Annotated in this window: 23 protein-coding genes and 3 tRNA genes; 6 read left to right on the top strand and 20 right to left on the bottom strand. The window is 59.2% G+C overall.

What is annotated here, in order from left to right:
• Nucleotides 1-5: 5 nt before the first annotated feature.
• Nucleotides 6-710 (bottom strand): YebC/PmpR family DNA-binding transcriptional regulator, encoded by a 705-nt coding sequence (locus tag J3P84_RS10395; RefSeq protein ID WP_305500095.1) that lies wholly within the window; start codon nucleotides 708-710, stop codon nucleotides 6-8.
• 219 nt (nucleotides 711-929) lie between these two features.
• Between J3P84_RS10395 and J3P84_RS10390 the strand changes: the two genes are divergently transcribed.
• Nucleotides 930-2,318: a type VI secretion system Vgr family protein gene (locus J3P84_RS10390; protein WP_434629962.1), complete on the top strand. Its 1,389-nt coding sequence runs from the start codon at nucleotides 930-932 to the stop codon at nucleotides 2,316-2,318.
• Nucleotides 2,319-2,410: 92 nt separating this feature from the next.
• On the opposite strand, the gene J3P84_RS10385 is transcribed toward J3P84_RS10390, so the two are convergent.
• From J3P84_RS10385 to J3P84_RS10375, 3 genes are all read right to left on the bottom strand, one after another.
• Nucleotides 2,411-3,049 carry a hypothetical protein gene (locus J3P84_RS10385; protein WP_434629960.1) on the bottom strand — a complete coding sequence of 213 codons (639 nt, stop codon included), beginning with the start codon at nucleotides 3,047-3,049 and terminating at the stop codon, nucleotides 2,411-2,413.
• A 199-nt stretch (nucleotides 3,050-3,248) separates the two neighbouring features.
• A complete protein-coding gene (locus tag J3P84_RS10380) occupies nucleotides 3,249-4,157 on the bottom strand; it encodes a 1-aminocyclopropane-1-carboxylate deaminase/D-cysteine desulfhydrase (protein WP_434629958.1) in 909 nt (302 codons plus the stop codon).
• Nucleotides 4,158-4,293: 136 nt separating this feature from the next.
• Nucleotides 4,294-6,333, bottom strand: a complete 2,040-nt coding sequence (locus tag J3P84_RS10375) for an FAD-dependent oxidoreductase (protein ID WP_434629956.1) — start codon at nucleotides 6,331-6,333, stop codon at nucleotides 4,294-4,296.
• A 260-nt stretch (nucleotides 6,334-6,593) separates the two neighbouring features.
• Here J3P84_RS10375 and J3P84_RS10370 point away from each other — a divergent pair, with 260 nt between their 5' ends.
• Nucleotides 6,594-7,724: a carbon-nitrogen hydrolase family protein gene (locus J3P84_RS10370; RefSeq protein WP_434629954.1), complete on the top strand. Its 1,131-nt coding sequence runs from the start codon at nucleotides 6,594-6,596 to the stop codon at nucleotides 7,722-7,724.
• Between the two features lie 2 nt (nucleotides 7,725-7,726).
• Nucleotides 7,727-8,761 carry an AraC family transcriptional regulator gene (locus tag J3P84_RS10365; RefSeq protein ID WP_434629952.1) on the top strand — a complete coding sequence of 345 codons (1,035 nt, stop codon included), beginning with the start codon at nucleotides 7,727-7,729 and terminating at the stop codon, nucleotides 8,759-8,761.
• Between the two features lie 37 nt (nucleotides 8,762-8,798).
• On the opposite strand, the gene J3P84_RS10360 is transcribed toward J3P84_RS10365, so the two are convergent.
• From J3P84_RS10360 to J3P84_RS10310, 11 genes are all read right to left on the bottom strand, one after another.
• On the bottom strand, nucleotides 8,799-8,942 hold the full coding sequence (locus J3P84_RS10360) for a hypothetical protein (RefSeq protein WP_434573193.1): 144 nt from the start codon (nucleotides 8,940-8,942) through the stop codon (nucleotides 8,799-8,801).
• 113 nt (nucleotides 8,943-9,055) lie between these two features.
• Complete coding sequence (locus J3P84_RS10355) at nucleotides 9,056-9,931, bottom strand: DUF2242 domain-containing protein (protein WP_434629950.1); 876 nt, start codon at nucleotides 9,929-9,931, stop codon at nucleotides 9,056-9,058.
• A gap of 218 nt (nucleotides 9,932-10,149) precedes the next feature.
• Nucleotides 10,150-12,021, bottom strand: coding sequence for a SurA N-terminal domain-containing protein (locus J3P84_RS10350; RefSeq protein ID WP_434629948.1), 1,872 nt, complete (start codon nucleotides 12,019-12,021; stop codon nucleotides 10,150-10,152).
• Between the two features lie 223 nt (nucleotides 12,022-12,244).
• Complete coding sequence (locus J3P84_RS10345; RefSeq protein ID WP_008077714.1) at nucleotides 12,245-12,517, bottom strand: HU family DNA-binding protein; 273 nt, start codon at nucleotides 12,515-12,517, stop codon at nucleotides 12,245-12,247.
• Nucleotides 12,518-12,665: 148 nt separating this feature from the next.
• Nucleotides 12,666-15,062: an endopeptidase La gene (gene lon / locus J3P84_RS10340; protein ID WP_305500081.1), complete on the bottom strand. Its 2,397-nt coding sequence runs from the start codon at nucleotides 15,060-15,062 to the stop codon at nucleotides 12,666-12,668.
• 161 nt (nucleotides 15,063-15,223) lie between these two features.
• Nucleotides 15,224-16,507: an ATP-dependent Clp protease ATP-binding subunit ClpX gene (gene clpX, locus J3P84_RS10335; protein ID WP_024778305.1), complete on the bottom strand. Its 1,284-nt coding sequence runs from the start codon at nucleotides 16,505-16,507 to the stop codon at nucleotides 15,224-15,226.
• 112 nt (nucleotides 16,508-16,619) lie between these two features.
• Nucleotides 16,620-17,255, bottom strand: coding sequence for an ATP-dependent Clp endopeptidase proteolytic subunit ClpP (gene clpP / locus J3P84_RS10330; protein ID WP_030140021.1), 636 nt, complete (start codon nucleotides 17,253-17,255; stop codon nucleotides 16,620-16,622).
• A 92-nt stretch (nucleotides 17,256-17,347) separates the two neighbouring features.
• Nucleotides 17,348-18,658, bottom strand: coding sequence for a trigger factor (gene tig, locus J3P84_RS10325; protein WP_434573186.1), 1,311 nt, complete (start codon nucleotides 18,656-18,658; stop codon nucleotides 17,348-17,350).
• Between the two features lie 418 nt (nucleotides 18,659-19,076).
• A tRNA-Leu gene (locus tag J3P84_RS10320) sits at nucleotides 19,077-19,161 on the bottom strand.
• Between the two features lie 58 nt (nucleotides 19,162-19,219).
• Nucleotides 19,220-19,295: transfer RNA gene (locus tag J3P84_RS10315), tRNA-His, on the bottom strand.
• 41 nt (nucleotides 19,296-19,336) lie between these two features.
• Nucleotides 19,337-19,413, bottom strand: a tRNA-Arg gene (locus J3P84_RS10310).
• A 281-nt stretch (nucleotides 19,414-19,694) separates the two neighbouring features.
• On the opposite strand from J3P84_RS10310, the gene folD reads away from it, so the two are divergent.
• Nucleotides 19,695-20,549, top strand: a complete 855-nt coding sequence (folD, locus tag J3P84_RS10305) for a bifunctional methylenetetrahydrofolate dehydrogenase/methenyltetrahydrofolate cyclohydrolase FolD (protein ID WP_039589132.1) — start codon at nucleotides 19,695-19,697, stop codon at nucleotides 20,547-20,549.
• A 358-nt stretch (nucleotides 20,550-20,907) separates the two neighbouring features.
• Nucleotides 20,908-21,846 carry a D-alanyl-D-alanine endopeptidase gene (gene pbpG, locus J3P84_RS10300; protein WP_434631265.1) on the top strand — a complete coding sequence of 313 codons (939 nt, stop codon included), beginning with the start codon at nucleotides 20,908-20,910 and terminating at the stop codon, nucleotides 21,844-21,846.
• Between the two features lie 48 nt (nucleotides 21,847-21,894).
• Here pbpG and J3P84_RS10295 read toward each other — a convergent pair whose 3' ends face one another.
• From J3P84_RS10295 to J3P84_RS10280, 4 genes are all read right to left on the bottom strand, one after another.
• Nucleotides 21,895-22,098 carry a DUF6021 family protein gene (locus J3P84_RS10295; protein ID WP_305500075.1) on the bottom strand — a complete coding sequence of 68 codons (204 nt, stop codon included), beginning with the start codon at nucleotides 22,096-22,098 and terminating at the stop codon, nucleotides 21,895-21,897.
• A 100-nt stretch (nucleotides 22,099-22,198) separates the two neighbouring features.
• On the bottom strand, nucleotides 22,199-22,876 hold the full coding sequence (locus J3P84_RS10290) for a peptidase C39 family protein (protein WP_434629945.1): 678 nt from the start codon (nucleotides 22,874-22,876) through the stop codon (nucleotides 22,199-22,201).
• A 455-nt stretch (nucleotides 22,877-23,331) separates the two neighbouring features.
• A complete protein-coding gene (locus tag J3P84_RS10285; RefSeq protein WP_434573180.1) occupies nucleotides 23,332-24,081 on the bottom strand; it encodes a TerC family protein in 750 nt (249 codons plus the stop codon).
• A 28-nt stretch (nucleotides 24,082-24,109) separates the two neighbouring features.
• Nucleotides 24,110-24,373, bottom strand: coding sequence for a hypothetical protein (locus J3P84_RS10280; protein ID WP_434629943.1), 264 nt, complete (start codon nucleotides 24,371-24,373; stop codon nucleotides 24,110-24,112).
• Between the two features lie 135 nt (nucleotides 24,374-24,508).
• Between J3P84_RS10280 and nhaR the strand changes: the two genes are divergently transcribed.
• Nucleotides 24,509-25,405: a transcriptional activator NhaR gene (nhaR, locus tag J3P84_RS10275; protein WP_434629942.1), complete on the top strand. Its 897-nt coding sequence runs from the start codon at nucleotides 24,509-24,511 to the stop codon at nucleotides 25,403-25,405.
• On the opposite strand, the gene J3P84_RS10270 is transcribed toward nhaR, so the two are convergent.
• Complete coding sequence (locus J3P84_RS10270; RefSeq protein WP_305500068.1) at nucleotides 25,402-26,562, bottom strand: MFS transporter; 1,161 nt, start codon at nucleotides 26,560-26,562, stop codon at nucleotides 25,402-25,404. The two genes, nhaR and J3P84_RS10270, sit on opposite strands and share 4 nt — an antisense overlap.
• Nucleotides 26,563-26,667: the final 105 nt, after the last annotated feature.

Here is a 26,667-nt window from a genome sequence, read left to right as displayed (position 1 = left end):
GTCGCTTAACCGGCCAGGCCGACAAACATGTCCTGCACATCGTCATGGTTGTCGAGGCCTTCCAGGAACGCCTCGACTTCGGCCATCTGCTCGTCGCTCAGGCCGCTGACCGGGTTTTTCGGCTGATAGCCCAATTTGGCCGACAACACGGTGAAACCCTGCTCCGGCAACGCTTTCTGAACGGCGTCAAGGTCGGCAGGTTCGGTGATGAAAAGCGTCGCCCCGTCTTCGCCCGGCTCGAAATCCTGGGCACCGGCCTCGATGGCGGCCATTTCCGGATCGGCGTCAGGGCTGTCCGGCGCAGCTTCGATCATGCCGACATGGTTGAAATCCCAGGCGACCGAACCGGAAGCACCCAACTGGCCCTTGCGGAACGCGACACGGATTTCGGCGACGGTACGGTTGATGTTGTCGGTCACACACTCAACGATCAGCGGCACCTGATGGGGCGCGAACCCTTCGTAGGTCACGCGATGATACTGAACGGTTTCACCGAGCTGGCCGGAGCCTTTCTTGATCGCGCGCTCCAGGGTCTCGCGGGGCATCGAGGCCTTTTTCGCCTGTTCAACCACCAGGCGCAGGTGTGCATTGGTAGCGACATCGGCGCCGTTACGCGCCGCGATGGTGATCTCCTTCACCAGCTTGCCGAAAATCTTGCCTTTGGCGTTGGCAGCCGCTTCTTTGTGTTTAACCTTCCACTGTGCGCCCATTACTCACTCTCTTGTCTGACGCGCCGAGACATCTGCCGGCCGGCGCTGTGGCGCCAAGTTTATACGGCCTAAACCGGCTGATCGACCAAAAAATCGCGCTGGCCGGATCGACATTTTCACAATCTGACGTAGGGAATTTCTGAAAGTGCCGTTCGGGTACACCTTAGTGCACAGCGGTTTCGTACCCTCAGCGCCCTCTCCCAGTAAATAAGAGCTGCGATGCGCAACGACACGGATTATTCCTTCAGCCTCACACTCACCGAAAGCAACCTGCAGCTTCACGTCCAGAGATTTGGCGGCCGAGAAGCCCTCAACCAACCTTTTCGGTTCGACCTCGACTTGCTCGGCCTGACGCCGCCGATCGACCTCGATATCATTCTCGGCCAACAGGCGTTCCTGCACCTCAGTGCCGAGTCGGGCGTGCATGGGATCATCGCCAGCGTCAGCCTGACCTCCCATTCCCGGCAATGCGTAGGCTACCGCCTGACGCTGGTGCCTTACCTGCAGAGGCTGGAGCAGAGTCCGCGACGCCGGGTCTTTGGCCGACTCAGCGCAGTCCAGGTGCTGCAACACTTGCTGGAAGAACACCAACTGCCCACCCACAGTTACCGGTTTGAATTGCCACACGGGCACTACCCATGCCGGCCGTTCTGTGTCCAATACGACGAAAGCGACCTCGAACTGTTGCAACGGCTGTGTGAGGAAGAAGGCATCCACTATCACTTCGAGCACGCCCCTACCGGCCATGTGCTGGTATTTGCCGAAGAGGCGACAAGTTTCCCTGATCAGCCGGTCGGGTTGAACCTGCATCAGGAGGAAGGCCAACCGGCCGTTGAGCGCCTGTATCAGCGCCATCACCTGACGCCACCTCTGTTGCCGGCCAACGCCAGGGATCGGGCGTTGGCCGGGGTTTCTGAAACCTCGGCAGCCAACCACCCTTTCACCCCCACGCTGGAGGCGGCCTGGACCAACGTTGCGCAAGCCCAACAGGCAGGTCGCCGTACCCTCGAGCGGCTGCGCTGCACGCAAAGGGAAATCCACGGCCAGAGCAGCCAACCGACCTTGCGCAGTGCCTCCATCGTGCAGATCGGTGGCCATCCGATATCTACGTTCAACGATCAATGGTTAATTTCCGAGATCAAGCATCGCGGGCGACAGCCGTCGATCCTCGAAGCCCCATCTTCCTCTCCTGCGTCGCAACACTATCGCAATCGGTTCCTGGCCATTCCCTGGTCCACTGTGTTCAGGCCAGCCCTCAAGCACCCAAAGCCGCGCATCGCCGGCAGTCATCTTGCCTATGTGCACGGTCAGCATGGGCATGACCAGGTAAACGTCAGCCTTTGGACCCCGGAGGGCGAAGTCATCACATTGCCTCTGTCGCGGTTGACCTTGCATGACTGCCAGGCGCCGCCGGCTGGCAGCCTGGTGCTGGTGACTTTTCTCGACGGCGATCCCGACAGGCCAGTGCTATGCCCAGGAATATTCAGCCTCCCGGGCTCCGGCGCCGGCGACCTCGGCGGGTCAATCGTTGGCCCCTCAACGCCGCCCTGTCGTGATGCGGGGTTATTGCTGGACTGGCTGCTGAACCGCCCTGACCCCATCGCTTGAACGCGCGGATTATTGAGCGGCCGCCCCCCTTCGATGTGGACCACTCGAAGCGTCGGTACCGCCCGGCAAGGTTGCGAAAAGATGTAAAGGCATCAATTAATTTTATGGTGATCTTTATCCAGCAAATCCCCGTCGGGATACAACACGCTGCCATCCGGATATTGAATTTCGCCACTGGCAAAAACAATAGTTCCATCAGGATGCTCCACTGTTCCGTCATCATACTGAATAATCCCATCCGGCCGCGTCACGGAAGTTTTTTCAGCATCGACCACACTGCCATCGGGTAAAGAAGTGGTTCCATTATTGTTCTTAATACTTCCGACCGCATCGACTAGATTTACAATAGCGACAGAAGCGTCAAGGAGATCCAAAACAGGCCAGGGGTTCAACGGAGGCGACGGCGGGAGCGTGGGCTTAGGCTTATTTTGTGGAGGAGTTGACGGCGCGTCGTTTGGTTTGGGCTTGGATACTGGTCGATTGCCCGGCTTATTTGGGGGTGTGACCGGTGGCTTGACCGGCTTTGGCGGTGCGACCGGCGGTTTGACCGGCTTTGGGGGGGTGGCCGGCGGCTTGATTGGCGGTTTGACCGGTGGCTTTACCGGTGGCTTTACCGGCGGCTTGACCGGCGGTTTGACCGCTGGCTTGACCGGCCTCGGCCTCGGCGGCCCGATTGCCATCAGTTTGCTCGCGATACCTTTATAACCGTAGCTGCCACAAAACTTATTCATATTCTAATTCCCTTTAAAAATTAAGTACGATCAGGCTAAGCTGAATCGTTAGTTCGCCAATCCAGCAAACTTGCGGACAACAATAAATAGATCCCCTCCATCTTACAAATGATAAAAAGCGTACAAATATGAATCCAGCCAAACCAGCAATACTCACCTGCATTGCTGGGTATAATGCCGGAACATAGTTGACGGTCGATTAATCGAACCCGCGGCGACCTTGCAAGCCGCCGGTGTGAACGAAAATCAAGCGAGTGCCGGCGACAAATGTCCCGGCTTCAATCCGGGCCCTGAGCAGCATCAGCGCCTTGCCCGTGTACAGCGGTTCCAGTTCGATAGCGCTGGTAGTTTCGATGAACTCGCTGAGCCCGGCATCCACCCGGGCAAAACCGCCACGGCTGCCGTCAAGCAACTCATAAGCTGGATTGCCCAGCCCCGCCTCCACCAGAATGCTTTCAACATGTTGCAGCACCCCATGGTCTTCAGGCACCGCCAGGACACCATGAACCGGATGCTCGCCCGCTTCAGCCAGAACCAACCCCGCCAGCGACGTCCCGGTGCCGCAGGCCAGCCACCAACCGTCATGATCCTCCCAACCCAACGTGGCCAATTGGCTGCGGGCGGCCGTTACCCAGGACATGCAGCCTTGCGCGCCGGGCAACCCCGAGCCCCCTTCAGCTATCGGCCATAAATGCGGGTACTTTGCCTGCCAGGGAGCCCAGAACCCCGGCTCATGCCGCTCTCGATACCCGCCGTAACCCAACCAGTGCAAGGTCATGCCGAACGTCTGTAGATCAAGCGTCGTAGGCGTCTCCCGGGGATGGCCGCGCAATAACCCCACCGTCTGGAAACCGAATCGCTGCCCCGCCGCCGCCAACGCATGCAAATGATTGGAATAGGCGCCGCCGAGGCTCATCACGCCCTCCGCGCCGTTGGCATGGGCAGCACGCAGATGATGAAGCAGCTTGAACCATTTATTGCCGCTGATAAGCGGATCGATCCGGTCCAGGCGCAAGACCGCCACCTCGATACCGGCCCGCGCCAGCCAGTCGAGGTGAAGGGGTTCGAGGCGCGGTTGAGGATGCCAGTCGAGGGCAGACAAAAGCATTGCAGCAGACCGGATGGGAAGGTGCCGGGATCTTATCAGCTTGGTGGCGGCCGGTATGAAGGATCCGGATACACCCCATTCCTTGTGGGAGCAAGCTCGCTCCCACAAGGGCAAACCTTTCCCGGAAGGCTGAGCGCTACAACTGCGCCGCCAACCGCGAGCCCTGGTTGATCGCGCGTTTGGCATCCAGCTCCGCCGCCACATCCGCGCCGCCGATGAGGTGGACAGTCTGCCCCGCCGCCTCCAGGCCTTCCTGCAACTCGCGCAACGGATCCTGGCCGGCACAAATAACCACATTGTCGACGGCCAGCACTTGTGGCTCGCCCGTTTCGCCGATGCGAATGTGCAGTCCTTGGTCATCGATCTTCAGGTATTCGACGCTGTTGAGCATCTGCACCTGTTTGTTCTTCAGGCCGGTGCGATGAATCCAGCCGGTGGTCTTGCCCAGCCCGTCGCCGACCTTGGACTTCTTGCGCTGCAACAGGAACACCTGCCGCGCCGGTGCATGAGGTTCGGGCTTGATTCCAGCCACGCCGCCGCGAGCCTGCAGCTGGGTGTCGATGCCCCACTCCTTCCAGAACGCCTCACGGTCCTGGCTGGTGGCAACCCCCTGATGAACGAGAAACTCCGACACATCGAAACCGATCCCGCCGGCCCCGATCACGGCGACACTGCGGCCCACCGGCTTGCGCTCAAGGATCACGTCCAGGTAGCTCAGCACCTTGGGATGCTCGACACCCGGGATCGCCGGTACGCGCGGGGCGATGCCGGTGGCCAGGATGATCTCGTCAAAACCGCCGGCCACCAGTTGCGCCACATCGACCCGGGTGTCGAGGCACAACTCGACGTGGGTAGTCTGCAGCTTGCGTTTGAAATAACGCAGGGTTTCGAAGAACTCCTCCTTGCCCGGAACGCGCTTGGCGACGTTGAACTGGCCGCCAATTTCACTGGCCGAATCGAACAGTGTCACTTGATGACCGCGTTCGGCCGCCACGGTGGCCGCGGACAATCCGGCAGGACCGGCGCCCACCACGGCGATTTTCTTCACCTGGGTTACGGGCAGGTAATTGAGTTCGGTCTCATGGCAGGCCCGCGGATTCACCAGGCAACTGGTGAGCTTGCCCCCGAACGTATGGTCGAGGCAGGCCTGGTTGCAACCGATGCAGGTGTTGATTTCGTCTGCGCGGCCAGCGGCGGCCTTGTTGACGAACTCCGGGTCCGCAAGGAACGGCCGCGCCATGGACACCATGTCGGCGTCGCCCTCGGCGAGGATCTGCTCGGCCACCTCAGGGGTGTTGATGCGGTTGGTGGTGATCAACGGAATACTCACCGAGCCGCGCAGCTTGGCGGTGACTTTACTGAACGCCGCCCGCGGGACCTTGGTGGCGATAGTGGGAATACGCGCCTCATGCCAACCGATACCGGTATTGATGATAGTTGCGCCGGCCTGTTCGATGGCCTTGGCCAACTGGACGATTTCATCCCAGGTGCTGCCACCCTCAACCAGGTCGAGCATGGACAGGCGAAAGATAATGATGAAATTCGGCCCCACCGCTTCGCGTACGCGGCGCACGATTTCCACCGGCAGGCGCATGCGGTTTTCGTAGCTCCCACCCCAGCGGTCGGTACGGTGGTTGGTATGCGCAGCCAGGAACTGGTTGATGAAATAGCCTTCCGAGCCCATGATTTCGACACCGTCGTACTCGGCCTTTTGAGCCAATACCGAACAGGTGACAAAATCGCGGATCTGTTTCTCGATGCCCTCTTCGTCCAGCTCCTTGGGCTTGAACGGGTTGATCGGAGCCTGGATCGCGCTTGGCGCCACCTGCTTGGGGCTGTAGGCATAACGTCCCGCGTGGAGGATCTGCATGCAGATCTTGCCCCCCGCTTCGTGCACGGCCCGCGTGACGACCTGATGCTTGAGGGCCTCTTCCTCGGTGGTCAGCTTGGCCGCGCCGGAGTACACGCCACCTTCATCGTTCGGCCCGATTCCACCGGTGACCATCAGGCCGACCCCACCCCGGGACCGCTCGGCGAAGTACGCCGCCATGCGCTCGAAGCCGCCGGGCTTTTCTTCAAGGCCGGTGTGCATCGATCCCATCAGGGTACGGTTGCGCAACGTGGTGAAACCCAGGTCCAACGGGGCCAGCAAATGCGGGTAATGAGGGGCGGTCATCGATAACTCCACGGGCGATCACGGAAAAATGCGGAAGCTCTGCGGCTTCCATCAGTCATGACCGACAGCGTAAGAGTCGGGATGCGAACGCTCAATGGCCGTAACTGACAACTTGATGATCGAAATGCACAGAGCCCGCGCCGGCAGACGGTTCCCGAAGTGCACGCATGCGCCCTTTCGCTAAACCGTTGTTTTACCGTACCCTGCCGCGTGACTTCTGATGAAAATCACGAACCTGTACGCGGCCATCGACTGTCCCCATGCGCAAATTTCTGTACCTGCTGTTCTCAATGGCCCTGACGGCCGTCCTGATCACTTACGCACTGTGGACAGCAGACCGTCCGGCGGGCCATTACCTGTCAGACCTGCGGATCAACCTGGCGGTCGACCGGGGCACGCCGGCCGACCGAGGCAACCTGCTGGGCATCCAGCCGGAATTGTTCCCCACCGACTACCAGAGCCCCGAACGCCTGCATCGCAAGCTGGCAGCGTACCTGCAGACTGCCCGCGACCAAGGGTTCGTCAACGAAAAAACCGTCGTGGTGCTGCCCGAGCATATCGGCACCTGGCTGATGGTCAGCGGCGAAAAGGACGAGGTGTACCAGGCCACTACCTTCAAACAGGCCATGAACTGGCTCGCCATCAGCAATCCGCTGGCCTTTATCCGCGCATTGGCGGACGCCCAGGGCGACAGCCGGCTGGACGATGCGTACCTGCGCATGAAAGCGGACAGCATGGCCCATGACTACCAGGCGCTGTTCGGTGGACTGGCCAAGGAGTTCGGCGTAACGCTCGTGGCCGGCTCCATCGTACTGCCCGAGCCCAGCGTCAGCGAAGGCGAGCTGAAAATCGGTGGTGGCGCGTTGTACAACAGCAGCCTGGTGTTCGGTCGTGACGGCCGGCCGATCGGCCAACCACAACGCCAGCGACACCCGGTGTTTGACCAGCAGGACGTGCTTGGGGCCGAACGACCGGACGTCACCCATGTCATTGACACGCCGGCCGGGCGCCTGGGCGTGCTGATCGGCAGCGACAGTTGGTATCCGCTTCATTATCGACAACTTGACGAACAAGGGGCCCAACTGATCGCCGTGCCCGCCTTTGTCATCGGCCGCGACGCCTGGAACAAGCCTTGGGCCGGCTACAAAGGCCTGTCCACGCCAAGCGAAGTGAGCCTCAAGCCTGGTGAGGTGAGTGAAGGGCAGGCCTGGCGTCGACTGACGTTGACCAGCCGGTTGCCCATCAGCCAGGCCCGCGGCGGCGTCAGCGTATTCTTGCGTGGGCAGTTCTGGGACAACGGCAGCGCTGGCCAGAGCTTCATCAGCCACAACGGCGAGCAATTCACCGATGGTGAAGCCCGTGGCGCACGCCTGCTGAACTTGTGGCTTTAGGTATGCAAAAGCCTATGCGCCTGGGTGACCTGTCCGTAGGTTTCGTCCATAGCCTGGCGGACGCGGTGGCCAGTCACGGCCATGATCCACAGCCATTGCTCGAACAATACGGCCTCGATGCCGCGCGCCTGGCTGAGCCCGGGGCGCGCCTGTCGATCCCGCGCTACATGCGCCTGGGCCATGCCGCCATCCAACTGACACAGGATCCGGCCCTGGGCCTGCGCATGGGCCAGCTCAGTCGCCTGAGCCAGGCCGGGCTGGCCGGCGTCACCGCGGCCCAGGCGCCCACCGTACGCGAAGCCGCACGCTGCATGATCCGCTTCGAGCCGCTGTACGGTTCCAATTACCGTGGTCAATCGAGTCTTCACGAGGACGCCCGGGGCGCGTGGCTGCGGTTCTACTCCATCAGCCCGTATAACGCCTACAACCGCTTCGTCGTGGACTCGATCATTGCCGGCTGGCTCCAGCAACTGTCCAGCGTCTGTGACGTGGTGTTGCGGGCCGAACGTATCGAAATCGAATTCGAGGAGCCAACTTACCTCGAAGCCTACCGCAGCCTCGGCGAAGGCCCGATCCAGTTCGCAGCCGAGCAGAACCAATTGCGCCTGGGGCTGGAAAGCCTCGCCCTGCGCAACCCACAGCATTGCCCCAGCACCTGGCGCCATCTGGTTCAGTTATGTGAACGGGAACTGGAACAGCTGACTCGCACCCGCACTCTGCGCGAGCGCATCATTCAATTGCTGGGGCCGCTGCTCAACGGCGGACGGGAGCCGGATCTGGAAGAAGTGGCGATGCGCCTGAAGCTGCCGACCTGGACGCTGCGCCGCAAGCTGGCGGAAGAAGGTACGCAGTTCCGGGCGATCCTCAACGACACTCGCCGAGACCTCGCCATGACGTACATCCGCGACACGGAGCTGGCCTTTGGCGAAATCGCTTACCTGCTGGGGTTCGCCTCGGCCGAGGCATTCCAACGGGCTTTCAAGCGCTGGAACAACCAGACGCCGGGAGAGTTCCGGCGTAGCCGTAGAGCGACTTGAACACCAGGCTCCCGGCCTGCACTGTAATGTCTCCTACCTACAGTTCCGTGGCGTCTTCGGCAGGTTCCAGGGGGTCCAGTTCATAAGCCTGATATTCGAGCAGCTCTTCCTGATAATCGTCCATTGCCTGTCCTTCCCAATAATCGTTGAAACCGATGCCTGATGGCCTTGGAATCAGCATAAAGCTGCTTGATGAACAAAACATGAAGCCAAGGCTTCCTGAATTAAACGTAGCACAGCATTGGGAATTTAATCAGCGCAGGTGTGGCAAGGCGTTACCGCCCGACCACAGGCTCAGGATGCAGGAAGCGGCTGGATCGGCTCGGTTGGCGCCGGCAAGGAACTGGGCGGTGGCGGAGTAATGCTCTCTGTCGACGGGGGTGCGTAGGACTCCGGCTCGCTGGGAGCGATTGGCGCAGGCTCGGCAGGCGGCGCGACCGGCTCGGAAGCGGCCGGCGCGGTTTCGACAGGCGCTGGAGCAGCCTCTTCGACCGGCGCAACGGGAGCAGGAGTCGGCTCGGGTACCGGGACTGTCGCGGGCGCTGGAGTTGCGGCGGGAGCCAGGGCAGCCGGCTCCACCTTCGGCTCTGGAATGCCCAGTTCGGCTTTCGGTTTGTCGACGTTTCCAGCGGCTTTTTTCGCTTCGGGAGGCAGGAACACCTCCACCAGCGCAAAGAAACGCTCATAGAATTTGGCTGCGGACACCGTTTCGCTGGCGACCTTGACCATCGAATCGTCCGACGAGCCAATCGGCATCGACACCGACCCCAATACACCCACGCCCAGGCTGGCGGAGTTATTGGTCTTCTTCAGGGCATACCGGTCCTGTAGAGCGTTGGCAAAGATCGTGGCGCGGTGGCCCGGACCGCCATCTTCGGCACAGACCAGGTTGAAACTGATCTCCATGTGCGTGTCGCCAGTCTGCTGGAAACTCTTGTGGCCGCTGACCAGCTTCGGATCGCTGCTGGTGATGATGTACCCCTGGCTCAGCAGCGCACGACGTCCTGCTTCACAAGTCGCCACGTCAGTCACCGGATAGGTACGCGAGAACGTGCCCGAATCATCGAAGTTCTCGTGCTCGTAAATGGCCGCTTTCTTGGAAGAGCAACCGGTCGCGACGACTAGCAGCAATGCCAGCCCAACGGTGCGCATGTGAAATGATCTGAACATTGAACATCCTGAGGAAAACAGTCCGGGGCGTATTGTGCAACAGAATGCGGCCGGACAGCTTGGGTAATCTTGTCTCAAAGGGCTTACAAGTCTACGGGGGGATGCCAGCGGGAAAAAGAAGCAATCCTGATGAATCGACGAACATCGCCGTCCTGGCAATACACGGATACAAAAAGACCCCGACCTTTCGGCCGGGGTCTTCAGGGTCACGCATCAAGTCAGAAGCGCTTGATGTCTGCCTCGCTTTCCAATTGCTTGCGATAAGCCGCGAAGTCCTGCTGGCCGACACGGGACGCCAGGTACCGACGGTATTCGGCCTTTTCTTCCTCGGTCGGAGCAGCACCTTCGTTGACGCCGTTCAAGCGCAGGACCGTCACGCCGCCGTCAGGCAGGGTCACGCTGGCGAATGTCGGCTTGTCCTTCGACTCAGGCTTGGACATGCGGAACAGCGCCTGCAGCACCGCAGGGTCGATACCTTCCTGGCTGCGGGTCGCCGCCTCGACGACTTTCCAGCCTTGACCGTTGACAGGCTTGTCCAGCGCCGTCTTGCCATCACGCAGGCTGGCAATCAACTCATCGGCCTGGGTCTTGGCGGCAGCGCTGGCGTGTTCCTTGGCCAATTGGGCGCGGATCGGCCCGGCCACGTTTTCCAGCGGAAGCTGCTGAGGCTTGCGATGCTCCTTGGCGCGCAGCACCACGACGGTTTCCGGATCCAGCTCGATGGCGGTACTGTTGGCCCCCTCCTCCAGCACTTCCGGGCTGAACGCAGCGGTGATCACGGCACGGTTGGCCGCGATTCCTTCGCCGCCTTCACGACCGAACGGTGCCGACGTATGGACGGTCAGCTTAAGGTCCTGGGCTGGCTGGGCCAGGTCGGAAGCCTCGAACGAAGCGTCTTCCAGTTGCTTGGTCGCCTCGACGAACCGCTGCTCCACTTGCTGGGTCTTCAGGTCGCGGGTCAGCTTGTCCTTCAGGCTCGCAAAACTCGGAACCTCAGGCGCTTCGACACCCAGCAGCTTGATCAGGTGCAGGCCGAAATCGGTTCGCACCGGTGCCGAGACCTGATCCTTGTTCAACGCATACAGCGCCTTTTCGAACTCCGGATCATAGACACCTGGACCGGCATAACCGAGATCGCCGCCGTTGTTGGCTGAGCCCGGATCCTGGGAGAATTCCTTCGCCAGCGCCTCAAACGACTCGCCTTTGGCCAGTCGAGCCTGGATTTCCTCGATCTTGGCCTTGGCCTGGGCTTCGGTGACCTTGTCGTTCACTTCAATCAGGATGTGCGCAGCACGACGCTGTTCGGAAAGATTGGCGATCTCTTTCTGGTAAGCCGCCTGCAGATCTTCATCCTTGACGCTGACCTGATCGAAGAACGAAGCCTTCTTCAGCTCGAGATAGTCGATGACGACCTGATCAGGCGTCATGAACTCCTTGGCGTGCTGATCGTAGTAAGCCTTGACCTCATCGTCGGTCAGCTTCACGGCCGCCGGATCCGCCTTGACGGTGAGCGTAGCGAAATCACGGGTCTGCTTTTCCAGGCGGGCGAATGCCAACACCTGGGCATCGGTGACAAAACCGCTGCCAGCGAGACCGGCACGCAATTGGCCAATGAGCATTTCCTGCGCCAGCATCTCGCGGAACTGCAGTCGGCCATAACCCAACTGGCGAATCACCTGGTCGAAACGCTCAGGACTGAATTTACCATCGACCTGGAATTCCGGCGTTTGCAGGATCACCTGGTCCAGCGCGGCTTCGGAGAAAGCGAATTTCGCATCGTGTGCGCCTTGCAGCAACAGCTTGCGATCGATCAGCCCTTTGAGCGCCGAGTCACGCAGCATCTTCTCGTCCAGCAGGGAGGCGTCGAAATCCTTGCCCAGCTGTTGCATGAGCTGACGGCGTTGCATATCGACCGCCTGGCTCAGCTCGTTCTGGCTGATTTTTTCCCCGTTGACCTTGGCCGCGTCATTGCTGTTGGTGGTGGCTTGAAAAATAGCTTCGAAACCGGTCAACGCCATCAATGCGACGATGATTCCGATGATGGTCTTGGCAATCCAGCCTTGTGAATTGTCCCTGATATTCTGCAGCATGCGTCCCCCAGAAACGGTTGAACTTCAAAATTAGGCAACCGTGGAGCGTGGGTAGAATCCGGATAGAAGAAAGGCGCATCCGAGGATGCGCCTTCTCGTAACTGGCGGAGCGGACCGGGCTCGAACCCGCGAGCCCTGGCGTGACAGCCCGTTTGTGCCGGCTGCATTACCGCTCCGCTGCCAAGCCAGGCATGACCCCGACCCGGATAAACTCAATGAAACCTTAGTTGACGGCTTCTTTCAGCGCTTTACCAGCTTTGAAGCCTGGCTTTTTGGCAGCGGCGATTTGCAGCGTCTTGCCAGTCTGCGGGTTGCGACCAACACGAGCTGGACGATCGGTAACGGAGAAAGTACCGAAACCCACCAGAACAACAGAGTCGCCAGCCTTGAGAGCGCCAGTGACGGATTCGATTACAGCGTCCAGCGCACGGCCAGCAGCAGCTTTCGGGATATCAGCGGATGCAGCGATAGCATCAATCAGTTCCGACTTGTTCACTCTAAGTCCCCTTATATCTATTTGAGATGATTCTAAGTTTTTTTGGTGAAAGCAAAAACGAGTGCTGAATGGCCTGCAGACACTTAAGAGCCGCTTTATAACAAGGGCTCTAAAAAACTGTCAAGGAAGCCCCCCAGGCAAATGCGTATTAATGCGTGCTAATTCTTTCCTTAGAGTCAGACTCTCGCTTTTCTTCCTTTGCGACAATCTCCGGAGCCACATCCGGCAAGGGCTCCGGCGCGTATTGCAGCGCAATTTGCAGGACTTCGTCAATCCATTTAACCGGTTTGATCTGAAGATCCTGCTTGATGTTGTCGGGAATTTCCTTGAGATCACGGACATTCTCTTCCGGAATGATCACGATCTTGATCCCGCCACGGTGAGCTGCCAGAAGTTTTTCTTTCAGGCCGCCAATCGCCAGGACCTGGCCACGCAGGGTGATTTCACCGGTCATGGCGACATCCGCACGCACCGGAATGCCGGTCAATGCAGAAACCAGGGCGGTGCACATGCCCACGCCGGCGCTCGGTCCATCCTTGGGTGTAGCCCCCTCCGGCATGTGGATATGCGTGTCCCGCTTCTCATGGAAATCCAGGGGAATGCCCAGGCTGCGCGCACGGCTGCGCACAACTGTCAGCGCCGCGGTGATCGACTCCACCATGACATCGCCGAGGGAACCGGTCTTGATCAATTGGCCCTTGCCCGGAACCACGGCGGCTTCAATGGTCAGCAACTCGCCGCCGACCTGCGTCCACGCGAGGCCGGTCACCTGACCGATCTGGTCCTGTTGCTCGGCGAGCCCGTAGCGGAACTTGCGCACACCGAGGAAGTGCTCCAGCAGATCGGATGTCACCTTGACCGCGAAGCGTTTTTCCAGCGCGTGCTCCTTGACCGCCTTGCGGCAGACCTTGGCAATCTGCCGCTCGAGACCACGCACACCGGCTTCACGGGTGTAGTAACGAATGATGTCGCGAATCGCCTCCTCGTCAAATTCCAGCTCACCCTTTTTCAAGCCGTTGGCCTGGATCTGCTTGGGCGAAAGGTACTTGACGGCGATGTTGATCTTCTCGTCTTCGGTGTAGCCCGGCAGACGAATCACCTCCATCCGGTCCAGCAACGCTGGCGGGATATTCATTGAGTTGGAGGTGCACAGGAACATCACGTCGGAGAGGTCGTAGTCGACTTCCAGATAGTGATCGTTGAAATTGTGATTCTGCTCGGGATCGAGCACCTCAAGCAACGCGGACGCAGGATCACCGCGCATATCGCTGCCCATCTTGTCGATTTCATCCAAAAGGAACAGCGGGTTGCGCACACCGACCTTCGTCATCTTTTGAATCAATCTTCCTGGCATGGAACCGATGTACGTGCGGCGATGACCACGAATTTCCGCCTCGTCACGCACCCCGCCAAGCGCCATTCGCACAAATTTGCGGTTGGTGGCGTGGGCGATCGATTCCGCCAGGGAAGTTTTACCGACACCCGGAGGACCGACCAGGCACAGGACCGGGCCACGAATCTTCTTCACGCGTTTCTGCACGGCGAGGTATTCAAGGATGCGTTCCTTGACCTCTTCCAGGCCGTAATGGTCCGCATCGAGGATGTCCTCGGCACGCGCCAGGTCCAGGCGGACTTTGCTCTGGGCTTTCCACGGCACCTGGACCAGCCAGTCGATGTAGGAACGCACCACGGTGGCTTCGGCAGACATCGGCGACATCTGCTTGAGCTTGTTCAGCTCGGCCTGGGCCTTGGCGAGCGCATCCTTTGGCAGGCCAGCGGCATCGATGCGCTTCTTCAGCTCTTCGATTTCGTTGTGACCTTCGTCGCCATCGCCGAGCTCTTTCTGAATGGCCTTCATCTGCTCATTCAGATAGTACTCACGCTGACTGCGCTCCATCTGTTTCTTGACGCGACCACGAATGCGTTTTTCAACCTGAAGCAGGTCGATTTCGCCGTCGAGCAATGCCAGTACGTGCTCGACACGCGCCGACAACTCGATAATCTCGAGGATTTCCTGCTTCTGCTCGATCTTGAGGGCCATGTGGGCCGCCATCGTATCGACCAGGCGTCCTGGCTCGTCGATGCTGTTGAGCGACGACAGGACCTCGGCAGGCACCTTCTTGCCCAACTGCACATACTGTTCGAACTGCGACAGCAGGCTGCGGACAAAAACCTCCGACTCACGCTCCGGCGCCTCGACTTCGTCGATCAGCGACACCTCGGCACGGCAATGCCCGTCCACTTCGCTGAAACGCTCGACCGCCCCGCGCTGTTCGCCCTCGACCAGGACCTTGACGGTGCCGTCAGGAAGCTTGAGCAGTTGCAGGACCGTTGCAATCGTACCTACGCGATAAAGTGCGTCTTCACCGGGATCATCGTCGGCAGGGTTTCTCTGAGCGATCAGAAGAATCTGCTTATCACCCGTCATCGCGGCCTCGAGGGCTTCGATGGACTTCTCGCGCCCCACGAACAGCGGGATAACCATGTGCGGATATACCACGACATCGCGCAATGGCAGGAGAGGCAATTCGATGGTTGTCTTCATGATTTCGCCTCTACGGCGGCCGTAAGGCCGTGAACAGATGGAAGTAAGCTTGAAACCAAGATGGGGGCAGCCTTCAAAAAAAACAAGCGCTAAGACGCGTCTAAAACGCGCTAATAGCAAAGGGGCCCGAAGGCCCCTCCTTTATTCCGACAGCGGGACACTTATGCGTCCGGCGCAGCCTTGGCAGCCGGCTCACTGTTTTCGTAGATATACAGTGGCTTGGACTTGCCTTCTATGACGCTTTCGTCGATGACGACTTTACTCACCTCGGACTGCGAGGGGATTTCGTACATCGTATCGAGCAATACGCCTTCGAGAATCGAACGCAACCCACGGGCACCGGTTTTACGCTCCAGGGCACGCTTGGCGACGGATTTCAGCGCGTCGGAACGGAATTCGAGGTCTACGCCTTCCATTTCGAACAGCTTGGCATATTGCTTGGTCAGGGCGTTTTTCGGCTCGGTCAGAATCTGCATCAACGCAGCTTCATCCAGCTCGTCCAGTGTCGCCAGGACCGGCAGACGACCGACGAATTCCGGAATCAAGCCGAACTTGACCAGATCGTCAGGCTCGACTTCACGCAGGGATTCACCGACCTTCTTGCCCTCTTCCTTGCTGCGAACCTCGGCGTTGAAGCCGATGCCGCCGCGGGTGGAACGGTTCTGGATGACCTTTTCCAGACCGGAGAACGCACCACCGCAGATGAACAGGATGTTACGTGTGTCGACCTGCAGGAATTCCTGCTGCGGGTGCTTGCGACCGCCTTGGGGCGGAACGGAAGCGACCGTGCCTTCGATCAACTTGAGCAAGGCCTGCTGCACGCCCTCGCCGGAAACATCCCGGGTGATGGACGGGTTGTCGGACTTGCGGGAAATCTTGTCGATTTCATCGATGTAGACAATGCCCATCTGGGCCTTTTCCACGTCGTAGTCGCACTTCTGCAGCAGTTTCTGAATGATGTTCTCGACGTCCTCACCCACATAACCCGCCTCGGTGAGGGTGGTTGCGTCGGCGATGGTGAACGGAACGTTCAGCAAACGGGCCAGGGTTTCGGCAAGCAGGGTCTTACCCGAGCCTGTCGGGCCGATCAGCAGGATGTTGCTCTTGCCGAGTTCGACTTCGTCATTCTTCTTGTCACGCTGGTTCAGGCGCTTGTAGTGGTTGTACACCGCTACGGCCAGTACCTTTTTCGCGCGCTCCTGACCGATTACATACTGGTCAAGGATGCCGCTGATTTCTTTGGGCGAAGGCAACTTATGCGCGCTGCTTTCGGCCTGGGCTTCCTGCACCTCCTCGCGGATGATGTCATTGCACAGGTCGACGCACTCGTCGCAAATGAAGACCGAGGGGCCGGCAATCAATTTGCGTACTTCATGCTGGCTTTTGCCACAGAAGGAGCAATAGAGCAGTTTGCCGTTGTCCTCGCCGTTGCGGGTGTCAGTCATTCGATCGATCCAAATCCGATAGGCTTGCAACACAAGATGAAGGCAATTGCGGGCTTTTTCAAGCCCGCAGATGATCGGACCTGCCGATCAACCTTATTTTGAGCTGCTTATTTTAAGCGGGGCGCTGGCTGATCACTTCATCGATCAGACCATATTCACGTGCGGCTTCAGCGCTCATGAAATTGTCGCGATTGGTATCGCGCTCGATTTCTTCAAGCGTGCGCCCGCTGTGCTTGGCCATCAACGTGTTGAGGCGCTCGCGGATGAAGAGGATTTCCTTGGCATGGATTTCGATATCAGATGCCTGGCCCTGGAAACCACCCAAAGGCTGGTGAATCATCACGCGGGAATTCGGCAGGCAGTAACGCTTGCCTTGGGCACCGGCCGTCAGCAAAAACGCACCCATGCTGCACGCCTGACCGATGCAGGTCGTCGAAACGTTAGGCTTGATGAACTGCATGGTGTCGTAGATCGACATTCCCGCCGTCACCGAACCGCCCGGGGAGTTGATATAGAGATGGATGTCCTTGTCCGGGTTTTCGGCTTCAAGGAACAGCAGTTGTGCACAGATCAGGTTGGCCATGTAGTCCTCTACCGGACCTACCAAAAAGATCACTCGCTCCTTGAGCAGACGCGAATAGATGTCATAGGCACGTTCGCCACGGGCGGACTGCTCGATAACCATAGGGACCAGGCCGCCTGCGGCCTGGATGTCAGAGCTCTGCTGATAAAAAGAATTGCGGGACATGTCTCGCAGTCACTCCCAAATAGTTATGTCTTGAATACGCATAAGCCAGCGCGAAGGCTGGCTTATGGTGTGTATTTCTTACCGCAGAACCATCAATCGGCTTGTGGAGCTTCCACCGGCTTGACCGCTTCTTCGTAAGAGACCGCTTTGTCGGTCACGCTAGCTTTCTGCAGAACAGTATCCACAACTTGCTCTTCCAGCACAACCGAACGGACTTCGTTCAGCTGCTGCTCGTTCTTGTAGTACCAGGACACTACCTGCTCAGGCTCTTGGTAAGCCGAGGCCATTTCCTGGATCAGCTCGCGAACGCGGGCTTCGTCAGGCTTGAGTTCGAACTGCTTGACCACTTCAGCGACGATCAGGCCCAGCACGACGCGGCGCTTGGCTTGCTCTTCGAAGAGTTCGGCCGGCAGTTGGTCAGGCTTGATGTTGCCACCGAACTGCTGAACGGCCTGCACGCGCAGACGGTTCACTTCGTTGTCCAGCAGAGCCTTCGGCACTTCGATCGGGTTGGAGGCCAGCAGACCGTCCATGACCTGGTTCTTGACCTTGGACTTGATGGCCTGACGCAGCTCGCGCTCCATGTTCTTGCGAACTTCGGCGCGGAAACCTTCCAGACCGGTTTCCTTGATACCGAACTGGGCGAAGAACTCTTCGTTCAGCTCAGGCAGCTTAGGCTCGGAAATGCTGTTGACGGTCACGGTGAATTCGGCGGCTTTGCCGGCCAGATCCAGGTTCTGATAGTCCTCTGGGAAGGTCACGTTCAGAACGCGCTCTTCGCCAGCCTTGGCGCCAACCAGGCCGTCTTCGAAGCCCGGGATCATGCGACCGGAGCCCAGCACCAGCTGGGTAGCCTTGGCGGAACCGCCAGCGAACACTTCACCGTCGACCTTGCCGACGAAATCGATGTTCAGCTGGTCTTCGTTCTGGGCGGCACGATCAGTGGCTTCGAAACGGGTGTTCTGCTTGCGCAGGATGTCGAGCATCTTGTCCAGGTCGGCATCCGAAACGTCAGCGCTCAGGCGCTCGACGGCAATGGACTCGAAACCGGCGACGGTGAACTCGGGGAACACTTCAAAGGTGGCAACGAACTCGAGATCCTTGCCTTTCTCCAGCACTTTAGGCTCTACGGAAGGAGCGCCAGCCGGGTTCAGCTTCTGCTCGACCACCGCTTCGTAGAACGAAGACTGGATCACGTCGCCCACGGCTTCCTGGCGCGCATCAGCTTCGTAACGCTGACGGATCACGCTCATTGGCACTTTGCCTGGGCGGAAACCTGGGATTTTGGCCTTTTGGGCAGTCTGCTGCAGACGCTTGTTGACCTGAGTCTCGATACGCTCAGCTGGCACGGTGATGCTCATGCGGCGCTCAAGAGCAGAAGTATTTTCAACAGAAACTTGCATGGATATTCCTCGTTGCACAGACGTTGGCCGGGCGTTTCCGACCCCAGAATCAAGGGCATGCATTCTAGTAGGTCAAACTCAAGAAGTCACCCTACTGAAAACACGCAGGAAACAGACGCCGAATTTATAAGCAGGGCCATGGTTCATGCCCCGCCCGGTTTGCTAATACAGTCGATCACCGCCAAGGCTCTGCGCAGCACCTTCCTATATAGAAGCACCGCAACCGCGCGCTTGGCATGCGGCCTTTTATAAAAAGACCGACGGGCATGCCGAGTATCATCGCGAAACACAATCGCGAACACTGCCGCCGCGCGCCCGCCCCAAGGACCGACGCCGACACGTAACCGGTGAAAACAAAAACGGCGCAGCCCCTTCTCAGGTTCTGCGCCGTTCTCTGCTAATTAAATAGCGACTTGTATGGTGCGGACGGAGAGACTCGAACTCTCACACCTTGCGGCGCTGGAACCTAAATCCAGTGTGTCTACCAATTCCACCACATCCGCGTATCAAGCTTTTAAAGCAAAGGCGCCAGATTGTTAGATCTGGCGCCTTTCTAGAATATGGGGTGGACGATGGGGATCGAACCCACGACAACGGGAGTCACAATCCCGTGCTCTACCAACTGAGCTACGCCCACCATATTGCCTTGTAGCGTTACTTGTGCCAAAGCTGCCTAATTGGCGCACCCGGCAGGACTCGAACCTGCGACCATCCGCTTAGAAGGCGGATGCTCTATCCAGCTGAGCTACGGGCGCCTTTTTAATCTGTATTCTTGGACGATTACAAACTAAGTGCTTTCAGTTTTGCCGAGTTTAAACTACCAACTCCGCTCAACCTTCTTAACCAGTGCTAGGCTGTGCCCGACAAGTGCGACGAATGTTATAGACGGCCCGATAGGTCGTCAACTCTTTTTTAAAAAAAATTCATTTAATTAAAGGGGTTAGGGGAATTTGCAGACCAAGCGCCTTTGCCCTCACGCCTCGGCATGCGAGAATGCGATCTCTTTTTTTCCCCTCTCGATGGTTAACCACGCGCAATGACTGCACAACTTATCGACGGCAAATCGATCGCCGCCAGCCTGCGCCAGCAGATCGCCCAACGAGTCACCGAGCGCCGCCAGCAAGGCCTGCGCACGCCCGGCCTTGCGGTGATCCTGGTCGGCAGCGATCCTGCCTCTCAGGTTTATGTCTCGCACAAGCGTAAAGACTGTGAAGAGGTCGGCTTCCTTTCCCAGGCCTACGACCTGCCTTCCGAAACCACTCAGCAAGCGCTGGCCGATCTGATCGACCGCCTCAATGACGATCCGAACATCGATGGCGTGCTGCTCCAGCTACCGCTGCCCGAACACCTTGACGCCTCTAAACTGCTGGAGCGTATCCGCCCGGACAAGGACGTCGACGGTTTCCATCCTTATAACGTCGGTCGCCTCGCCCAACGCATCCCATTGCTGCGCCCGTGCACGCCCAAGGGCATCATGACCTTGCTGGAAAGCACTGGCGTGGATCTTTACGGGCTCGACGCCGTGGTCGTGGGCGCCTCCAACATCGTTGGCCGGCCGATGGCCATGGAATTGCTGCTCGCTGGCTGTACCGTCACCGTGACCCATCGCTTCACCAAGGACCTGGCGGGCCACGTCGGTCGGGCTGACCTGGTGGTGGTGGCCGCCGGCAAGCCGGGCCTGGTCAAAGGCGAATGGATCAAGGAAGGCGCCATCGTCATCGACGTCGGCATCAACCGCCAGGACGACGGCAAGCTGGTGGGCGATGTGGTCTACGAGACCGCCCTGCCCCGCGCCGGCTGGATCACGCCGGTACCCGGCGGCGTAGGACCGATGACCCGGGCCTGCCTGCTGGAAAACACCCTTTATGCGGCCGAGACGCTGCATAGCTGAATTAGCCGTTTCAACTCAGCCACAAACCCTGTGGGAGCGAGCCTGCTCGCGATAGCTTGGGATCAGCCAATATCAATGCTGGCAGAGACACCGCTATCGCGAGCAGGCTCGCTCCCACAGTATTTTGTCATCTGATCCCTGATCGGCGGACGTCGGCCCGTGCAGCGCGCCCCCGAATCTGCCAATTTACAAATTTTTCAGATCCGATTCGCCAGAATCGCCTTCATTAAACTTTATTTATTGATGCGCCCCGACGGCACAGGCATATAGCGCTGGCGTCGCCCATACTCCTAAAATGCGGCGCTTTTTCAACAAGCCGCTGCTCGACAGCACCTTCAACTCCATCGAGTCTACTCGCGTGAAAATCCGTCTTTCGATCCTCAGCCTGTTTTTCCTTTTCACGGGCACCTTCATCACGCAGAACATCAGCGCGCAGGAAACCATTGCCCCGCCACGAGACACTTCAAAACTGCAGGTCGCCTCCGGCAGTGCGATCCTGCTGGACCTGCAGACGGACAAGGTGGTCTATTCGAGCAATCCGGACGTCGTGGTGCCGATCGCATCGGTAACCAAGTTGATGACCGGCCTGATCGTGCTGGACGCCAGGCAGAACCTGGACGAATACATTTCCATGACCATCGCCAACACGCCGGAAATGAAAGGTGTGTTTTCCCGGGTCAAGCTCAACAGTGAACTGTCACGCCGGGACACGCTGCTGATCGCCCTGATGTCGTCGGAGAACCGCGCCGCCGCCAGCCTCGCCCATCATTATCCGGGCGGCTACGCGGCGTTCATTGCGGCGATGAACGCCAAGGCCAAGGCGCTGGGCATGTCCAGCACCCACTATGTCGAGCCCACCGGCCTGTCCATTCACAACGTCTCGACCGCCCGGGACCTGACCAAGCTGTTGATCGCCGCTCGCAAGTATCCATTGCTGAGCGAATTGAGTACCACCAAGGAAAAGACCGTGACGTTCCGCAAGCCGGTCTACAGCCTGGGCTTTCGCAACACCGATCATCTGGTCCACAAGGCCAACTGGGACATTCAGTTGACCAAGACCGGCTTCACCAACCAGGCCGGTCATTGCCTGGTGCTGGTGACAAAAATGGGTAATCGTCCGATGGCGCTGGTGATTCTCGACGCGTTCGGCAAATACACTCATTTTGCCGATGCCAGCCGTATTCGCAGCTGGGTCGAGACAGGCAAAAGCGCCAGTGTCCCGGCCGTGGCCTTGCAATACAAGGCCGCCAAGAACCTCAAGAGCCGCCAGAGTGGCGTGGTAGAAGCGTCAAAATAATTCGGCCAGGCGCAAACAGATAGCCCCGACTCGTCGGGGCTATTTTTGTCAGGGCTTAAGGTTACCCAGTGGGTCATAGGCTCTCGAGGAAGGTGGTTCCTCATCCTCCTCGTCCCGGGGCGCCTTGGCCGGCCCTACCGGGTCCACTTGCGGATCGTCGAGATCCGGCGAGTCCGGATCGAATCCCAAGTCATCATCACCGGATGAATGCTCGGAAGAATGCGGCCCTGAAGGTGTTTTCGACTGTGCCATGGTTGCCTCCTTGAATCATGGCCCGGAAATTCCAGGCCCTGACGTTAAGAACCCGAGGCATGCGAGGTCGTGCCCGAAAGCTGACGAACGGGGACGCGACTCAGCGTGCGGAGCCCAGCGCCTTGGTGGCCCGCGCGGCGGCCTGCTCCTGCCCCGCCCCGGCTAACTCGTCGGCGGCCTTCAACCAGCGCTGGGAGTCAACGTTGGCCGGAAGTTGCGTGGGCTGCTGTATCAACACCGCCCAACCGCCCGCGCCTTTGAACGCCGATTCGAATGCATCGAAACTCATCAACGACCGCCGGTTCATCCCCGACCGCAGCAGCACGGTACGTTTTTGTCGGTTGTAGCCAGCCAGGATCGCGTAGCGTGGCCCGGACCAGAACGCCGAACCCTCGGTGTAGCGCAACAGCACGGGATAACCCGCCGCCACCTGTTCGAGCAACGCCGCGAGCTCATGGTCGAGGGGATAGACGACCAGTCCGTATTCACGCGCCAAGGTTTGCAGACTCTGCTGCAAACGCGCCTCGCCACCGGGCAGGTGTAACGGTTTTTCCAGCAACCCGGGCGTGATGACCGTCCCTTGCAGAGTCAGCAGAGCCGCCAACGATTGCGGAGCGCCCTGATACATCTCGCCGCGAAAGAACGGCACGCTGTTGAGTTCGACCCGCTCGGGCAGACGCTTTATCTGCGGCGACACGCCCCCCGCGCACCCAACCAGGACAGCGGCACAGGTCAGCGCCACTACCAGTGATCGAAAAGATGAAATTACCGGCACCATTAATGACTCTCTTGTTCAGGCAGACCCGGCATCCGGGCCGGGCTTGGGCCGACGATCATAAAGTGCGCGCCCGCCTGGGTATAGCCACAAGCAAGAGATTCACAACCGCGATAGAACAAACCGATCCGTCGCCACTGCCGGCGATCGACTGCTCGTAACACTCGAGCGGCTAGACTGTCCATTGTAATGAGTGCATTGCCCGAGTCCGGGCTGAAGGAGGCACAGATGAGCCTGACGACGACTATTCTGATGCTGATATTTGGCTGGCTGAGCGTAGCGACCGCCATGTTGTGGGGCGTAATGCGGATCGCCCGGCGCCATCATCACGCACCTCCCCCTCAAGCGAAACGGCCCCCCAAACCCGCCAGGCGCCACGCCACCGCACACTGACATTATCGCCGCGCATGAAAAAGCCGCCCGGGCCTTGGACCCGGGCGGCTTTTGTCTGCCTGGTATCAGGCTTTGTCGACGAGCGCTTTCTCCCTGGCGCGTCGGGACAACATGTTCAACACCTCGATCGCCGCCGAGAAGGCCATGGCCGCGTAGATATAGCCCTTGGGCACATGGGCACCGAAACCTTCGGCGATCAGGGTCATGCCAATCATGATCAGGAAGCCCAGGGCCAACATGACCACGGTGGGGTTGTCATTGATGAACTTCGCCAACGGCTCGGCGGCCAGCAGCATCACCAGCACCGAAACCACCACGGCGATGATCATGATCGGCAAGTGTTCGGTCATACCCACCGCGGTAATGATGCTGTCGATGGAAAACACCAGGTCGAGCATCAGGATCTGACCGATCGCAGCAGCGAACCCGAGGGTCACGCCCGATGTGGCCGACTTGGGATCGTTCGGCGCCGGGTCCATGCTGTGATGGATCTCGGTGGTCGCCTTCCACAACAGGAACAGGCCACCGGCGATGAGGATCATGTCCTTCCAGGAAAAGGCCTGGCCAAGGATCTCGATGACCGGTTCCGTCAACTGCACAATGAACGCGATGGTGCTCAGCAGGCCCAGGCGCAGGATCAGCGCCATGCCGATACCGATCCGCCGCGCCTTGGCGCGATGCTGTTCGGGCAGCTTGTTGGTCAAGATCGAAATGAAGATCAGGTTGTCGATGCCAAGCACGATTTCCATGACGACCAGGGTGGCCAAGGCAATCCAGGCGGTGGGGCTGGCGGCAAGCTGTAACAGATAATCCATGGGTCAGTCCTGACTCGATATGACGGGGTTAGATGGTCTTGGTGGAGGATTCGGATTCTTCAGCGTCTTTCTCCGGCTCTTTTTTGGGGCTTATCAGCCCACCGGTAGCCTCGCTGATGGCTTGCTCGGCAGCCTTGTGAGTATCGTCGATTGTCTGCTTGGCCGTCTCGACTGCTTGTTCCTTAAGTTGCTCGGCCAACTGCTGGGCGCTCTTTTCCGCTTGTTCACAACCCACGAGCGCTATCGATGACAGCGACAGGAAGGCTGCAAGACCCAAGGATTTATACGTCATGGACAGTGCCTCTTCAGAAATGGATGGAGCACAAAGATGGCTCACCGATGGCCTGGCATTCTAGAGAGGCTGATACTTCAGGAAAATTCGTATTTTCAGCGGCTATACTTCGGTTTTTACGAACCGGCGAAAACCATGCTCAATTATCGACAGCTGCATTATTTCTGGGTGGTGGCAAAAACCGGCAGCATCGTGCGCGCCTGTGAGCAATTGAACCTGACCCCGCAAACCATCAGCGGGCAGATCTCCCTGTTCGAACAGACCTACAACATCAAATTGTTCCAGCGCGTCGGGCGCCAGTTGGAGCTGACAGAAGCCGGTCGCCAGACGTTGCCTTACGCCGAACACATGTTCCAACTCGGCGGTGAACTGGAATTGATATTGCGCGCCCAGCCCAACGAGCAGCAGACACTGTTTCGGGTCGGGGTGGCGGATGTCGTGCCCAAGTCCATCGTCTATCGGCTGCTGGCCCCGACCATGGAACTGAGCGAGCCACTGCGTATCACCTGTCGCGAGGACAAGCTCGAACGGCTGCTGGCGGACCTGGCAATCCAACGCCTGGACCTGGTGATTTCCGACAGCCCGATGCCGACTCACCTGGATATCAAGGGCTACAGCCAGAAGCTTGGAGAATGCGGGATCAGCTTTTTTGCCACCGCCGCGCTGGCCGATCGTCATGGGCAGAATTTTCCCCATGGCCTGCATGACGCCCCGCTGCTGATCCCGGGACCGGAAACCGTCGTACGCAGCCGCCTGCAACGCTGGTTCGCCGAACAGCAGATCCAGCCGCGGATTGTCGGCGAGTTCGACGACAGCGCGTTGATGCAGGCATTCGGCCAGTCAGGCAGCGGGATTTTTATCGGTCCCAGCGTGATTGCCGAAGAGGTCAAGCGGCAATATGGGGTGCAGGTCATCGGCCAGACCGAGGCAGTGAGCGAGTCGTTCTACGCCATTTCCGTGGAACGCAAGGTCAGCCACCCTGGCATCGTCGCAATTGCCGAAGGGGCACGCCGCGAGCTGTTCAGCGCCTAGCAATCAGCGCAGGCATTGCGGGGCTTGAACGTCATCAGCAACAGCGCCAGCAGGATCGATACCAGGATGAATCCGGCCGCGGCGAAACCGACGCTGCCCAGGCCCAGCGTATCGATGACCCGACCGCCCACCAACGCCCCCAGGCCAATGCCCAGGTTGGCCCCGGCGATGTTCAGCGAAGCAGCAAACGCCGGCGCTTCAGGGGCCGCTTTCATCAGCCGCACATGGCTGACCAGGAACAGCGCCGCCTGGGTCACGCCCCAGATACCCATCGCGGCGGCCAACCCCAGCGTCGAATGAATGCTCGGCACCAGCGCCACCATGCCGCCGATCATGAACAGGCAGAACACCATTGAGGCGATCAGCGGATGCCGGTCTACCGCGCGACCACCCAGGGAGTTGCCGAGCAGGCCCACGGCCCCGAAGCCCATCAGGCACCAACCCACGAGCGTACCGTCGAACCCGGCCAGGCGTTCGAGGATATCCGCCAGATAGGTATAGGCGGTAAACATGCCGCTGAATACCAGGATCGACAGCAGCACATGCCCCTGCATCAGGGGGCTGCGCAGGATCTTGAATTGCGAGCGAAAGCTCACTTGGTGCTGGTGCAGATTGGTTTTCGGCAGGTAGATAAACAGCAGCAGCGCCTTGGCAAACGCGATGACCGCCAGGATTGCAAAAGCGCTGCGCCAGCCGAATGCGTCGGAGATCAGGGTGCCGACCGGAATGCCGAATACCGTGGCGCAGACGATACCGAAGCCGATCCGCGCGATGGCTCGCCCGGCAAACTGCGGCCCGACGATGTCCACTGCGGTTTCACTGGCCAACGCCCAGAATACCGGCAGGCCCAAAGCCGGGACCAACCGGGCAATGGCCATGACCCAGATGTTCGGCGCCAGCGCCGCCAAAGTGTTGGCCAGGCCGAACATCACCAGCACGCTGATAAACAGCCGACGCCGCTCGACACGGGCAAACCACGCGGTCAGGAACGGCCCGAACGCCGCGACAGTAAACGCGAACAAAGTCACCAGCAGTCCAGCCTGAGGGATGGTGACTTGCAGGTCCCGGGCGATGGCTGGCAACAGGCCGACAATGATGAATTCCGTGGTCAACACCGTGAAGCCGGCGGCGGACAACAGGAAGATGGGCAACAGCATGCAGAACTCCAACAAAACGACGACACCAGCGTTAGCCCAAGGGCCCGCTGGAAAACAAATGAAGTGAGAGTGGCAAAGCCTAACAGATTGGGGCCGTTAGAAAAA

The organism is Pseudomonas sp. Z1-29 (assembly GCF_051131995.1).
GTDB lineage: Bacteria > Pseudomonadota > Gammaproteobacteria > Pseudomonadales > Pseudomonadaceae > Aquipseudomonas.
This window is presented reverse-complemented; position numbering and strand designations above follow the sequence as displayed.